Source organism: Microvirgula aerodenitrificans DSM 15089, assembly GCF_000620105.1.
In the GTDB taxonomy this organism is placed as follows: domain Bacteria; phylum Pseudomonadota; class Gammaproteobacteria; order Burkholderiales; family Aquaspirillaceae; genus Microvirgula; species Microvirgula aerodenitrificans.
The window spans coordinates 98,123-110,995 of the sequence record NZ_JHVK01000002.1; the positions used below are offsets into that span (position 1 = coordinate 98,123).

Below are 12,873 nucleotides of genomic sequence, written 5' to 3' on the forward strand. Positions count from 1 at the left end.
GTTCGCGATGCGCTGTCGCGCGGCCGGCCGGGCGTCGGAATGGCGTTACCACCAGGCATGGAAATGATGGACCGGGCCGATACCGTGTCCGACCTGCAGCCGGTCGGCCGCTGTCAGCGCCTCGGTCAGCCAGTGCTTGGCGTCGTGAACGGTCTCGGCCCAGTTGCGTCGCTGCGGCCGCAGCGCCGTCAGCGCGGCGGACAGGGTGCAGCCGGTACCGTGGGTATTGCGGGTGACAACGCGTACCGCCGGGAAGCGTTCGGCGCCATCGCGGGTCACCAGCCAGTCCGGGCTGTCCGCCGTGTTCTCCAGATGACCGCCCTTCATCAGCACCGCGTCAGCCCCCAGCGCCAGCAGGCGCTCGGCCTGGGCCAGCATGCCGTCCTCGTCGCGCACCACCGGCTCGCCCAGCAGCGCGGCGGCCTCCGGCAGGTTCGGGGTGATCAGCGACGCCAGCGGCAGCAGTTCGTCGCGCAGCGCCGCCACGGCATCGGCGGCCAGCAGCGGATGGCCGCCCTTGGCGATCATCACCGTATCCAGCACCAGCCACTTCGGCCGGTACTGGCGAACGCTGGCAGCAACGGCATGGATGATGTCGGCCGTGGCCAGCATCCCGCACTTGGCGGCGTCGATGCGGATATCGCTGAACACCGCGTCCAGCTGGGCGGCGACAAAAGCCGGCGGCACCGCGTGCACGCCGGTGACACCGCGCGTGTTCTGCGCGGTCAGCGCGCTGATGACCGACAGGCCATAGGCGCCAAGCGCGGAAAAGGTTTTCAGGTCGGCCTGGATACCCGCGCCGCCGCCGGAATCGGAGCCGGCGATGGTCAGGGCATGCGGAATGAAGGCGGGATGTTCGGGCAGGGACATCAGGACTCGCTGGCGGACGGGATGACGGGAACGTGGCTCAGCGCCCGCAGGGCGGCGGCAGCGGCACGCGGGTCGGCAGCGGCACAAATGGCCGACACCACGGCAATGCCGTCGGCACCGGCCGCATAGACGGCAGCAGCATTCGCGGGGCCGATGCCGCCAATGGCGACCGCCGGCAGCGTTTTCTGCCGCATCAGTTCGCCAAAACCGGCCAGGCCGATCACCGGCGACGCATCCGGCTTGGTGCCGGTCGGGTAGACCGGACCGACGCCCACATAGTCGACCACCCCGGCGTCGACGGCGGCCAGCTGGGCGGCGTTCGACGCCGACAGGCCGACAATGCGCGACGGACCGAGCAGGCGCCGGGCTTCTGCCGCAGGCAGGTCCTGCTGGCCGACATGGACGCCGTCGGCGTCGACCGCCAGCGCCACATCGACCTGGTCATTGATCAGCAGCGGGACATTGGCACAGCGGCACAGCGGCAACAGCGCGCGCGCGGCGTCGACCCACTGCCGTTTCTTCCACTGCGGCGCACGCAGCTGCACCAGGGTGACGCCGCCTTCCAGCGCGCTCTCGGTCACCCGGCACATGCCGTCGATGCCGCCGCACAGGTCGGGGTCGAGTACCAGATAGACGGTCAGATCGAGTTCGCGCCTCATGCCGGCAACCTCCGTTCCAGGGTCGGGGCATCGAGTCCGGCCAGCGCATCGAGCAGCGCCACGGCGAAACTGCCGGGACCGGCGGCCTGTTCGGCAGCCTGTTCGCCGGCAATGGCCATCCATGCGCAGGCACTGGCGGCGGCATGCAGCCGGTCCGGCGCCCCGGCCATGCTGGCGGCGACCAGCGCCGACAGCGAGCAGCCGGTACCGGTCACCCGTTGCAGCAGCGGGTGGCCATTGGCGACCGACAGCAGTCGTTCGCCATCGGTAATGTAGTCGGTGGCACCGGTCACCGCGACGACGGCGCCGGTCCGGCGCGCCAGTGCCACGGCGGCACTGACCGCCTCGTCGCTGCCGGCGGTGCTGTCGACGCCGCGGCCGCCATGACCGAGTCCGGCCAGCGCGATGATTTCCGACGCATTGCCGCGGATTGCCGCCGGCGCAAACGCCAGCAGCTCATGGCTGAATGCCGTGCGATAGGCCAGCGCGCCCACAGCGACCGGGTCCAGTGTCCACGGCGTACCGGCCTCGGCAGCGGCGCGAACCGCCAGCAGGATCGCCTCGGCCTGGTGCGAATCCAGCGTCCCGACATTGACCGACAGTGCCGAGGCCACGGCGGCGAACGCGGCAACCTCTTCGCGGGCAACCACCATGGCGGGCGCACACCCGCACGCCAGCAGCACATTGGCGGTAAACGGGGTGACCACGGAATTGGTCAGGCAATGGACCAGAGGCGCCGCGGCGCGGACACGGACGATCTCGTGCGCGGCACGGGAGGAAGTGAGTGGCGTCGATTCCGACATGCGGTCCCTTCGGGCAGCATGACAGCGGAAGCGCGAGCGGCGCACGGGCGAAAGCCGGCGCGGCATCGTGACCTCCCTACGCTGGCATGACCCAGATCAGGTGATTGCGGGACTATCTCAGCCGACGGCAAACGCCGTCGACACCCCGAGTCACGGTTGAAACGAGCGCCGATTGTGCGGCCAGCGGCGCGGGCCGTCAATGCACTGCCGGCGCCGGCCGTCGTCGCAGCGGCCTCAGTCGGCCGGGCTTTCCAGCGCTTCCAGATCGATGCGGATGCGGATGGTGTCACCGACGAAGGGCAGGCCATACTTCATGCCGAACGCCGAGCGCCTGAACTCGGTCGTGACCTTGGCGCCACAGGCATTGCGGCCCCAGTACGGATGCCGGCCGCAAGTCAGCCGCTCGATTTTCAGCGCAACCGGCAGGGTGATGCCGGTCAGGGTCAGCTCGCCGTCCGCGGCCACCGGCTGATCCTTGTCGAAGCGCAACTGCGTGGAATGAAAGCGCAGCACCGGATACTGGCTGACCTGGAAGAAATCCTTGCTGCGCAGTACGGTATCGCGCGCCGGCAGGCCGGTGTCGATCGACGCGGCGTCGATGCTCACCTCGATCTCGCCGCGCTGCGCCTCGCGGTCGAGCACGATAAAGCCCTGGGTCCGGTTGAAGCGCCCGATCAGTTCGGAAAAGCCGAAATGGCTGACGGCGAAAGTCGGATAGCTGTGCGTCGATTCGATGTCATAGCGCACCGGCGCGGCCGCGGCCGCGGCCGCCAGTGGCAGCAGGCAAAACAGCAGCGCGTATTTCATGATGGCCTCCGGGCGACAACGATAAGTGAGTTATACCGTTGCCGCCCGCTGCCTGTCAGCGCATGGCGAAAAATTCGCGATGGAAATGCGCCGGAGGCAGGCCAAGCGCGGCCAGTCCGTTCTGCAGCTGCTCGGCAAACGGGGCCGGTCCACAGAACCAGACCGGCGGCCGCTCGCCATCCCGCCAGCCGCTGGCGATATGCGTGGCATCCAGCCGCTGACCGTCGCCGGCAATGCACAGGTGCAGGTTCACGCCGGCAGCCCGGCAACGCGCATCGAGATCCGCCGGCCACATCTGTTCGCGGCTGCGGCAGCAATAGTAGAAATCGACCACTCCCTGACTGCCGCCTTCGCGGGACAGCGCCTCCAGCCGTGCCAGGAACGGCGTGATGCCCACGCCACCGGCCACCCACACCTGCCGGGCCGGACCGCTGAAATCGAAGCCGCCATACGGGCCTTCGACCTCGACCGGCTGGCCGGGGCGAATCCGGTCCGACAGTGTGCCGGTGTAGTCGCCGAGCGCCTTGATGCCGAAGCGCAGCCGGCCGTCCTCACGGGTTGCCGATGCAATCGAGAACGGGTGAGCACCCTCGGCCGGATCGAAGGTCACGAAAGCGAACTGACCGGCCGCGTGAGCGAATGCCTGCGAGTCCAGATCGACCTCGACCTCCAGCATGCCGGCCGCCGGGGCATGCCGCACCGCGACCACCTGGCCGGCATGACGACGCTGGCGGCCGATACGGCCGGACAGCGACAGCAATGCCGCCACCGAGCCCGCCAGCGCACAGGCCAGCGTCCACAGGCCGGCCGGCTGGCTCCACCACGCCGACGGCATCAGTTCAAGCCCGTGCAGCACGAAGGCAATGAACACCAGCGGAAACACCTTGTGCACGTAGCGGAACCAGCGGTACGGCACCAGCTTCAGCAGCGCGATCAGCAGCAGGGCGGCAACCAGATACAGGCCCCACTCGCCGATGCCCTTGGCCAGTTCGTGCAGCAGCGCTGGTTCGCCACCGCCGCCCTTTTTCGCCGGACGGAACAGCCAGCCGGCCTGCACCATCCACTTGGGAAATTTTTCCGCGCCCCAGTGCAGTAACAGCAGCACGGCACAGCCGATGCCGGTCCACTTGTGCAGCCGGTAAATACGGTCCAGCCCGCCGACCTGGCGCTCGAGCCAGCGCGAACGCACGGCCAGCACCAGGCTGAAGGCCATGGCGGAGAACAGTACCAGTCCGCTCAACAGCACCGCCTGCTTGCGCCAGGCCCAGAAATCAGCCGCCATCAGCACGGACCAGTCCACACTGCCCGCCCACATCGCCACACTGATGGCGATCAGTCCCGCCAGCCACTTGCCCATGGGATCCTCCCGTCGGTCATCTCATTGTTGATGCCGACATTAACGCGCGGGGGATTTAACCATGGATTAATCGCGCGCCGTCTCAGCAGCCGGTCAGACCTGCCATGTCCAGCAGATTGAAGCCGGACGGGGTATCGACTTCGACCTTGGCCGTGACCGTGCGCGCCTTGTCATCGACGATCCCGGTCGGCGTCAGCGTCAGGTGGACGCTGACCATGCCGGTTGCATCGACGAACGACTGCCGTTCGCGCTGACCACCCGGCAGCGTGTCGCCGTCAGCCGACTTGCGCTTCAGCTTCAGCAGTTCCTTGCCCAGACGGATGCGCGCATCCCCGCTCTGGCTGACCACGAACAGCGTGCCGCCCTTGGGCTGGGTCAGCGTCAGCCCGCAACCCTTGACATCGATGTCCTTCGCCGCCAGCGGCATCACCTGCGCGGAAGGCCCGCTGTCGGGCGTGCTGGCGCAGGCGCCCAGCAACAATACGGTCAGGGACAGGCAGATTCGCGATAGCGGCTTCATGGACAGCTCCGGTTTGACAGCAAACCCGGATTTTCGCACAGCCGGGAAACGAAGAGCAGACGAGCGAAGCGAGGTTTCCCCGCGGTGGCGGGGACGGAAGGGGCAGGATTCAATCAGGCAGACTGCCGTGCTCACGACCCATCCTGTCAGTCGGGCGTGTACCGACGCCACGCTGACCGTCGGTGCCCACCCTTGCCAGCAGTCTGAAACGAAGAAAGCCCCAGTCGGAGGCTTTCCCAGACTGCCCGCGAAGAACGGACGAGCGAAGCGAGGTTTCCCCGCGGCGGCGGGGACGGAAGGGGCAGGATTCAAACAGGCAGACTGCCGTGCTCACGACAGATCCTGTCAGTCGGGCGTGTACCGACGCCACGCTGACCGTCGGTGCCCACCTTTGCAACCACGAAGCACGGACGAGCGAAGCGAGGTTTCCCCGCGGCGGCGGGGACGGAAGGGGCAGGATTCAATCGGGCAGACTGCCGTGCTCACGACAGCTCCTGTCAGTCGGGCGTGCACCGACGCCACGCTGACCGTCGGTGCCCACCCTTGCCAGCAGTCTGAAACGAAGAAAGCCTCCAGTCGGAGGCTTTCTCTGTACTGCCCTGCCGCCTTACTTGCCGGCGGCGGCTTCCCTGGCCAGATACAGCCAGGTTTCGACCACGGTATCCGGGTTCAGCGAGATGGTCTGGATGCCTTCATCCATCAGCCACTTGGCCAGATCCGGGTGATCGGACGGGCCCTGACCGCAGATGCCGACATACTTGTCCAGCTTGTTGCAGGTGCGGATCGCCATCGACAGCATGGCCTTCACTGCCGGGTCGCGTTCGTCAAAGGTCGACGCAATCGGGCCACCGGAGTCGCGGTCCACGCCCAGCGTCAGCTGGGTCATGTCGTTCGAGCCGATCGAGAAGCCGTCGAAATGCTCGAGGAACTGTTCGGCCAGCACGGCATTGGTCGGCAGTTCGCACATCATGATCAGGCGCAGGTCGTTCTTGCCACGCTCAAGGCCGAAGCCCTTCATGATGTCGACCACGGTCGACGCTTCATTCAGCGTGCGAACGAACGGGATCATGACTTCGACGTTGGTCAGGCCCATCACGTCGCGCACCTTGCGGATCGCACGGCATTCCAGCTCGAAGCAGTCGCGGAATTCCGGAGCGACGTAGCGTGCGGCACCGCGGAAGCCCAGCATCGGGTTTTCTTCATGCGGTTCGTAGCGGCTGCCGCCGATCAGGTTCGCGTACTCGTTCGACTTGAAGTCGGACATGCGCACGATCACCTTCTTCGGGTAGAACGCGGCAGCGATGGTGGCGATGCCTTCGGCGATCTTGTCGACATAGAAGTCGACCGGGCCGGCGTAACCGCCGATGCGATCGGTGATGGTCGCCTTCAGGTCAGCCGGCAGGCTGTCGAATTCGAGCAGCGCCTTCGGGTGGATGCCGATCTGGCGGTTGATGATGAATTCCATCCGTGCCAGACCAACGCCATCGTTCGGCAGCTGGGCGAAATCAAACGCCAGTTCCGGGTTGCCGACGTTCATCATGATCTTGACCGGGCTCTTCGGCATCGAATCCAGTGCCAGATCGATGATTTCGATGTCGAGCAGGCCGTCATAGATGTTGCCGGTGTCACCCTCGGCGCAGCTGACCGTCACCTTCATGCCTTCCTTCAGCACGCTGGTGGCGTCGCCGCAGCCGACCACGGCCGGGATGCCGAGTTCGCGGGCGATGATCGCCGCGTGGCAGGTACGGCCGCCACGGTTGGTGACGATGGCGGCGGCACGCTTCATGACCGGTTCCCAGTCCGGGTCGGTCATGTCGGTCACCAGCACGTCGCCGGCCTTGACGCTGTCCATTTCGGACGCATCGCGCACCAGACGCACCACACCCTGGCCGACCTTCTGGCCAATGGCGCGGCCTTCGACCAGCACGGTGCTCTTGTTCTTCAGGCGATAGCGGCGCAGCGTATCGACACGGCCTTCCTGCGACTTCACCGTTTCCGGACGGGCCTGCAGGATGTACAGCTTGCCGTCGATGCCGTCACGGCCCCACTCGATGTCCATCGGACGACCGTAGTGTTTCTCGATGATCAGCGCGTAACGGGCGAGTTCTTCGATCTCGGCATCTTCCAGCGAGAACACCGCACTCTGTGCCGGATCGACATCAATGGTGCGCACCGAGCGGCCGGCCTGCGACGCATCGGTGAATTCCATCTTGATCAGCTTGGAGCCGCGGTTCTTGCGCAGGATGGCCGGGCGGCCGGCGCGCAGCGTCGGCTTGTGCACGTAGAACTCGTCCGGGTTCACGGCGCCCTGCACCACGGTTTCGCCCAGGCCATACGACGACGTGACGAACACGACGTCCTCGAAGCCCGATTCGGTGTCGATGGTGAACATCACGCCGGCGGCGCCACAGTCCGAACGGACCATGCGCTGAATGCCGGCCGACAGCGCGACCACGTCGTGGGCAAAGCCCTTGTGGACGCGATACGAGATGGCGCGGTCGTTGTACAGCGACGCGAACACATGCTTGATGGCGTCCATCACGTGTTCGAAGCCACGGATGTTGAGGAAGGTTTCCTGCTGACCGGCAAACGAAGCGTCAGGCAAATCCTCGGCAGTCGCCGACGAGCGGACAGCGACCGAGATGTCGCTGCCGGCATCTGCCAGCATCTTTTCGTAGGCGGCCCGGATCTCGTCTTCCAGCTTGGCAGGGAACGGGGTGTCGACGATGAGCTGACGGATCTGCTTGCCAACGCGAGCGAGCTCGGTCACATCATCCACATCCAGTTTGGCCAGCGTCTCATTGATGCGATCGGACAGGCCGTTATGGGCGAGGAAATCGCGATAGGCCTGTGCGGTCGTCGCAAAACCACCGGGGACACGCACGCCGGACTCCGCCAGTTGGCTGATCATCTCGCCAAGCGACGCGTTCTTGCCGCCAACGTGTTCGACGTCGGTCATGCGCAGCTTGTCGAACCAGACAACGTAATTCTCTGCCATTACTGAAAATTCCTGTTGGGAGGGGTGGGAATCGGTAAAGGCCGGATTCTAGCCGAAAGATGACAAAAAAAATATTGCTCTGCCGCAGCGCAGCACGTTCGCGGCGACAGGCGTACAGTCCGGCCCAGCACAATGACGACGTTCTGACCGCCGCCGGCAACATGCATCGCTAGCGTTTCGCGGCGCACGGCGTTCGTTATACTCCCGACCATCGCCACACGGAGATTGTTTCCATGCCGCACCGTCGTTCCGCCTTCTTCATCTCCGACCGGACCGGTATTACCGCGGAGTCCCTGGGCAATGCCCTGCTGACCCAGTTCGACATGCTGGAGTTCAAGCGCGAGACCATACCGTTCATCGACACGATAGAAAAAGCCGAAGAAGTCGCCCGCCATATCTGCGCACGGGCGGAGAGCGACCAGCACCAGCCGATCGTGTTCATCTCGGTGGTCAATGCCAAGGTGCGCAGTTCGCTGCACGTCGAGGACAGCGCGCTGGTCATCGATTTCTTCGACTCGTTCATCGGTCTGCTGGAAACCGAGCTGGGTCACAAGGCCACGCAGACGGTCGGCAAGAGCCACGGCATCGTCGACAACGAGCAGTACGACCACCGCATCGAGGCAGTGAATTTCTCGCTGAACCACGACGACGGCGTCAAGCTCAAGGACCTCGACGAGGCCGACGTGATCCTGGTCGGCGTGTCGCGTTCGGGCAAGACCCCGACCTGCCTGTATCTGGCGCTGCAGTACGGCGTCAAGGCCGCCAACTACCCGCTGACGCCGGAAGACCTGGACAGCCCGACGCTGCCGCGCATCCTGCTGCCGTTCAAGCAGAAGATCTTCGGCCTGACCATCGATCCGCAGCGCCTGCACCACATCCGCAGCGAACGCCGGCCTGACAGCCGCTATGCGTCGATCGACAACTGCCGGCGCGAAGTCAACGAAGCCGAGTCGATGTTCCGCCACCACGGCGTGCCGTTCATCAGCACCACGCACAAGTCGATCGAGGAGATCGCCAGCACCATTCTGCACAAGACCGGCATCTCCCGTCGTTTCTGACGGTTGACAAGCCGGCCGGCGGGCGCGACGATGCGGCCATGACTACCGCATTGCAACGCACGTTCCATTGGTGGCGCCGTCCCTGACAGCGGCGTGCGTTTTCGTGCATCAAAAACCATGCCGCCGCGAAAGGCGGCATTGTTTTTTTCCCCTCTCGCGGCGGCTCCCCCTTTCTACCCGGAGCAAGCCCATGACAGATTCCCGCCCCATCGTCCTGACCGGTGACCGGACCACCGGCCCGCTGCACCTCGGCCACTACATCGGCTCACTGGTCAACCGCGTCGCGCTGCAGGACAGCCATCGCCAGTTCCTGCTGCTGGCCGACGCGCAGGCGCTGACCGACAACATGGGCAACTACCTGAAAGTGCGCGACAACGTACTGCAGGTCGCGCTCGATTACCTCGCCGTCGGCATCGACCCTACCAAAAGCACGATCTTCATCCAGAGCCTGGTGCCCGAGCTGTCCGAGCTCGCGTCGTACTACCTGAATCTGGTGACCGTCGCCCGTCTGGAACGCAATCCGACCATCAAGGACGAGATCCGCCTGCGCGGCTTCGAGCGCGACATCCCGGCCGGTTTCCTCACCTACCCGGCGGCACAGGCCGCAGACATTACGGCGTTCAGGGCCACCGTGGTGCCGGTCGGCGAGGACCAGATCCCGATGATCGAGCAGACCAATGAAATCGTGCGCCGCTTCAATGCCAGTGTCGGCCAGGAAATCCTGGTCGAGTGCAAGGCCGTGGTGCCCAGGGTCGGCCGCCTGCCCGGCTTCGACGGCAAGGCCAAGATGAGCAAATCGCTCGGCAATGCACTGCCGCTCGGCGCCAGCCCGGATGCGATCCGCCAGGCAGTGAAGATGATGTACACCGACCCCAATCACCTGCGGGTCGAAGACCCGGGCCAGGTCGAGGGCAATGTGGTGTTCACCTATCTGGACGCGTTCGAACCGGACACGGCCATGGTCGAGGACCTGAAGGCACGCTACCGTCGCGGCGGCCTGGGCGACATGGTGATCAAGAAACAGCTCGAAGCCCGCCTGCAGGCACTGCTGGAACCGATCCGCACCCGCCGCGAAGACTATGCGCGCGACCCGGCCCAGGTGATGGCCATCCTCAAGGACGGCACCGCCCGCGCCCGCGAGGCCGCCGCGCAGACGCTGGGCGACGTCAAGCGCGCCATGGGACTCAACTACTTCTGAGCCAGCGCTTTCAGCCCTTTGCAGTGACCGGCGCCACGGCGCCGGTCGGGCTGTCATACACCGCCAGATCCAGTTCACCCTCGCTGCGGGCGACCAGCACCGCGGCCAGGGTATCGCCGGAAACATTGGTCGGGGTATTGGCCATGTCGATGATGCGGTCGACGGCCGCAATGGCGGCGATGACTTCCAGCGGCAGCCCCACCGAGCCCAGAACCATGCTCATCACCACCAGCCCGGTGCCGGGCACGCCGGCCGCACCGATGGCCGACAGGGTGGTGGTCAGCACCACGGTCACCTTCTGCATCAGACTCAACTCGATCCCGTAGGCATTGGCGGCAAAAATCGCCACCGCCCCCAGATAGGTCGCCAGCCCGTTCATGTTGATGGTCGCCCCCAGCGGCAGCACGAAGGACGCAATGCTGTTGTGGACGCCGAGCCGCCTTTCCGCCGTGTCCAGCGCCAGCGGCAGGGTCGCGTTCGAACTGGTGGTCGAGAAGGCGAACAGCTGCACCGGCAGCATTTTCTTCAGGAACGGCCAGGGCCGCAGTCCGGCCAGCATCAGCAGCAGGCTGTAGCACACCGTCAGCAGCAACAGGCAGGACAGCCAGATCGAGCCGACCAGGGCCGCCAGTTGTTCGATGACGGCAAAGCCGTTGTCCGCGGTCACATAGGCCATCAGCGCGAAGACGCCGTAGGGCGCAAACGCGAGCACCATGCTGATCAGCCGGAACACGACCTGGTTCAGCGAATCGAACAGGCGCCGGACCGGCTCCCCCGCCTCGCCGGACAGGTTGATCGCCATGCCGAAGAACAGCGCAAACACGATCACCTGCAGCACATTGCCGTCGACGAAGGACTTGAACGGGTTGGCCGGAAACAGGTTCAGCATCGTGTCGAGCATCGACGGCGGCGTCGGTACGCTGCCGGCCGTGCTGCCGAGGCTGTAGTTCAGCCCGGCGCCGATATTGAGCAGATCGGCCAGCAGCATTGAACTGCTGGCCGCGAACGCCATGGTCAGCATGTACAGGAACAGGGTCTTGCCGGCCACGCGCCCCATCTGGCGCACATTCTTCATCGCCGTCACGCCACAAACCAGCGAGACGAAAATGACCGGCATCACCACCATGCGGATCAGGGTGATGAATATCGTGCCGACCGGCTGCAACAGCCGGGCCGACTCGCCCAGCGCCAGGCCGGCCAGAACGCCCAGCAGCAGCCCGATCAGGATCTTGTGCCACATCTGCAGCGGAAAGGGGATACGCGCGACCATCTGCCTCCGGAAGTATCAATTGCGAACAACCGGTAATTCTTTGGTCAAAAACATCGCCAAGTCAAACAACAACAGTTTAATTTATTGCATTCGCGCATTTTTTAACGAATTTGCACCGAATCAATACAAAAAAGGAGGCCGAAGCCTCCCTTGTGTGCAGGAGCGGGTCGAACCCGCCCGGCTGACCGGTCCTACTTCAGCTTGATCTCCGACCACATGCGGTTCAGGTCGCGACGCTGCTTGGTGTTCAGGTCCTTCAGCTGCTGCAGGCGCCCCAGCGATGCCTTGTCCGGGAAGATGGCCGCGGTTTTCGCCAGGTCCTTCTTCACATAGGCCATCGCTGCCTGGTTCGGCGAACCGGTGCCCATCTCGTTCGACAGCTCGGCGCCGTTCTTGCCTTCCAGCATGAAGTTGATGAACTTGTACGCCAGGTCCTTGCGCGGCGCGTCCTTCAGCACCACGAAGTTGTCGATCGACATCGTGTTGCCTTCCTTCTGCAGACCGAAGCCGATCTTGAACGGGCGCCGGGCCTTCAGCGCATCCTGTTCCGCCTGGTACAGGTCGTTCGAGTAGCCGAGCGCGACCCACATGTTGCCAACCGTCAGTTCCTTGATATAACTCTGGTTGTTGAACGCGGCCCAGTACGGCTTCGCCTTCAGGATCACGTTGCGGGCAGCGGCCCAGTCCTTCGGATCGGCCGAGTTGGCCGACTTGCCGAGATACATCAGCGCAGCAGCCATCAGTTCGCGCTGCGAATCGAGCACGATGACCTTGCCCTTGATCTTCGCCAGCACCGCCGGATCGAAAATCAGCGCCCAGCTGTTGACCTTGTCGGCCACGCCGGCCTTCTTCAGCGCGGTTTCGTTGTAGCCGAGCACCGTGGTCGTCACTGCGTACGGGATCGAGTACTGGTTCTTCGGATCGAAGAAGCCGCCCAGATAACCCGGGTTCAGGTTCTTGAAGTTGCTGATCTGCGCACGGTCGAGCGGTTGCGCCGCTCCCTTGCCGATCAGCGTCTGCACCGCGAAGCCGGTCGGCACGACCAGGTCGTAGCCCTTGGCGCCGGCGGCGAGCTTGGCGAGCATTTCTTCATTGTCGCCGTAGTAGTCCTGCACCAGCTTGCACTTGCACGACGCCTCGAAACGCTTCGCCGTCGCATCGGACAGGTAGTTGTTCCAGTTGTAGAGATGCAGTTCGTTCGCGGCAAAAGCAGTCGAGCTTGCCGCGAGCGACGCGGCCATCACCAATTTTTTCCACATGTACATTTCCCCCTTGCATTGGGTGGAAGGAAAACCGCGCGGCGTCGTGGCCGCCGCACGGGGCGACAGCGGGC

Annotated in this window: 11 protein-coding genes and 1 riboswitch; of the genes, 2 read left to right on the plus strand and 9 right to left on the minus strand. The window is 64.8% G+C overall.

The genetic code is table 11. The features are described 5' to 3' along the window. Nucleotides 1-45 precede the first annotated feature (45 nt). The 7 genes from thiD to ppsA all read right to left on the minus strand — a co-directional run bounded on the left by thiD (nucleotide 46) and on the right by ppsA (nucleotide 8,014). On the minus strand, nucleotides 46-870 hold the full coding sequence (thiD, locus tag Q352_RS0102280; RefSeq protein ID WP_028497934.1) for a bifunctional hydroxymethylpyrimidine kinase/phosphomethylpyrimidine kinase: 825 nt from the start codon (nucleotides 868-870) through the stop codon (nucleotides 46-48). Beyond that, entirely contained in the window at nucleotides 870-1,529 is a 660-nt protein-coding gene (gene thiE / locus Q352_RS0102285) for a thiamine phosphate synthase (protein ID WP_028497935.1), read from the minus strand. Before thiE ends, thiD begins: the two co-directional genes overlap by 1 nt. After that, a complete protein-coding gene (gene thiM / locus Q352_RS0102290; RefSeq protein WP_028497936.1) occupies nucleotides 1,526-2,332 on the minus strand; it encodes a hydroxyethylthiazole kinase in 807 nt (268 codons plus the stop codon). The genes thiE and thiM overlap by 4 nt, the downstream gene beginning before the upstream one ends. A 56-nt stretch (nucleotides 2,333-2,388) precedes the next feature. After that, nucleotides 2,389-2,490: riboswitch (TPP riboswitch) on the minus strand. Between the two features lie 76 nt (nucleotides 2,491-2,566). Beyond that, complete coding sequence (locus Q352_RS0102295; RefSeq protein ID WP_028497937.1) at nucleotides 2,567-3,139, minus strand: YceI family protein; 573 nt, start codon at nucleotides 3,137-3,139, stop codon at nucleotides 2,567-2,569. 55 nt (nucleotides 3,140-3,194) lie between these two features. Continuing rightward, nucleotides 3,195-4,496, minus strand: coding sequence for a ferredoxin reductase family protein (locus tag Q352_RS0102300; RefSeq protein ID WP_036385061.1), 1,302 nt, complete (start codon nucleotides 4,494-4,496; stop codon nucleotides 3,195-3,197). An 82-nt stretch (nucleotides 4,497-4,578) separates the two neighbouring features. Continuing rightward, complete coding sequence (locus Q352_RS0102305; protein ID WP_028497939.1) at nucleotides 4,579-5,016, minus strand: hypothetical protein; 438 nt, start codon at nucleotides 5,014-5,016, stop codon at nucleotides 4,579-4,581. A gap of 607 nt (nucleotides 5,017-5,623) precedes the next feature. Then, nucleotides 5,624-8,014 (minus strand): phosphoenolpyruvate synthase, encoded by a 2,391-nt coding sequence (gene ppsA, locus Q352_RS0102310; protein WP_028497940.1) that lies wholly within the window; start codon nucleotides 8,012-8,014, stop codon nucleotides 5,624-5,626. Nucleotides 8,015-8,247: 233 nt separating this feature from the next. Here ppsA and ppsR point away from each other — a divergent pair, with 233 nt between their 5' ends. Together ppsR and trpS are read left to right on the plus strand one after the other, a co-directional pair. Continuing rightward, a complete protein-coding gene (gene ppsR / locus Q352_RS0102315) occupies nucleotides 8,248-9,072 on the plus strand; it encodes a posphoenolpyruvate synthetase regulatory kinase/phosphorylase PpsR (RefSeq protein WP_028497941.1) in 825 nt (274 codons plus the stop codon). 190 nt (nucleotides 9,073-9,262) lie between these two features. Next, nucleotides 9,263-10,270 carry a tryptophan--tRNA ligase gene (trpS, locus tag Q352_RS0102320; RefSeq protein WP_028497942.1) on the plus strand — a complete coding sequence of 336 codons (1,008 nt, stop codon included), beginning with the start codon at nucleotides 9,263-9,265 and terminating at the stop codon, nucleotides 10,268-10,270. A gap of 10 nt (nucleotides 10,271-10,280) precedes the next feature. Here trpS and Q352_RS0102325 read toward each other — a convergent pair whose 3' ends face one another. After that, nucleotides 10,281-11,540, minus strand: coding sequence for a dicarboxylate/amino acid:cation symporter (locus Q352_RS0102325; RefSeq protein WP_028497943.1), 1,260 nt, complete (start codon nucleotides 11,538-11,540; stop codon nucleotides 10,281-10,283). Between the two features lie 191 nt (nucleotides 11,541-11,731). Further along, nucleotides 11,732-12,799 carry an ABC transporter substrate-binding protein gene (locus Q352_RS0102330; RefSeq protein ID WP_028497944.1) on the minus strand — a complete coding sequence of 356 codons (1,068 nt, stop codon included), beginning with the start codon at nucleotides 12,797-12,799 and terminating at the stop codon, nucleotides 11,732-11,734. Between the last annotated feature and the right edge of the window lie 74 nt (nucleotides 12,800-12,873).

Coding starts and splice junctions, on each gene's coding strand:
- Q352_RS0102295 (WP_028497937.1), bottom strand. CDS start 3,139: ATGAAATACGCGCTGCTGTTTTGCCTGCTGCCACTGGCGGCCGCGGCC.
- ppsR (WP_028497941.1), top strand. CDS start 8,248: ATGCCGCACCGTCGTTCCGCCTTCTTCATCTCCGACCGGACCGGTATT.
- ppsA (WP_028497940.1), bottom strand. CDS start 8,014: ATGGCAGAGAATTACGTTGTCTGGTTCGACAAGCTGCGCATGACCGAC.
- thiE (WP_028497935.1), bottom strand. CDS start 1,529: ATGAGGCGCGAACTCGATCTGACCGTCTATCTGGTACTCGACCCCGAC.
- thiD (WP_028497934.1), bottom strand. CDS start 870: ATGTCCCTGCCCGAACATCCCGCCTTCATTCCGCATGCCCTGACCATC.
- thiM (WP_028497936.1), bottom strand. CDS start 2,332: ATGTCGGAATCGACGCCACTCACTTCCTCCCGTGCCGCGCACGAGATC.
- trpS (WP_028497942.1), top strand. CDS start 9,263: ATGACAGATTCCCGCCCCATCGTCCTGACCGGTGACCGGACCACCGGC.
- Q352_RS0102305 (WP_028497939.1), bottom strand. CDS start 5,016: ATGAAGCCGCTATCGCGAATCTGCCTGTCCCTGACCGTATTGTTGCTG.
- Q352_RS0102325 (WP_028497943.1), bottom strand. CDS start 11,540: ATGGTCGCGCGTATCCCCTTTCCGCTGCAGATGTGGCACAAGATCCTG.
- Q352_RS0102330 (WP_028497944.1), bottom strand. CDS start 12,799: ATGTGGAAAAAATTGGTGATGGCCGCGTCGCTCGCGGCAAGCTCGACT.
- Q352_RS0102300 (WP_036385061.1), bottom strand. CDS start 4,496: ATGGGCAAGTGGCTGGCGGGACTGATCGCCATCAGTGTGGCGATGTGG.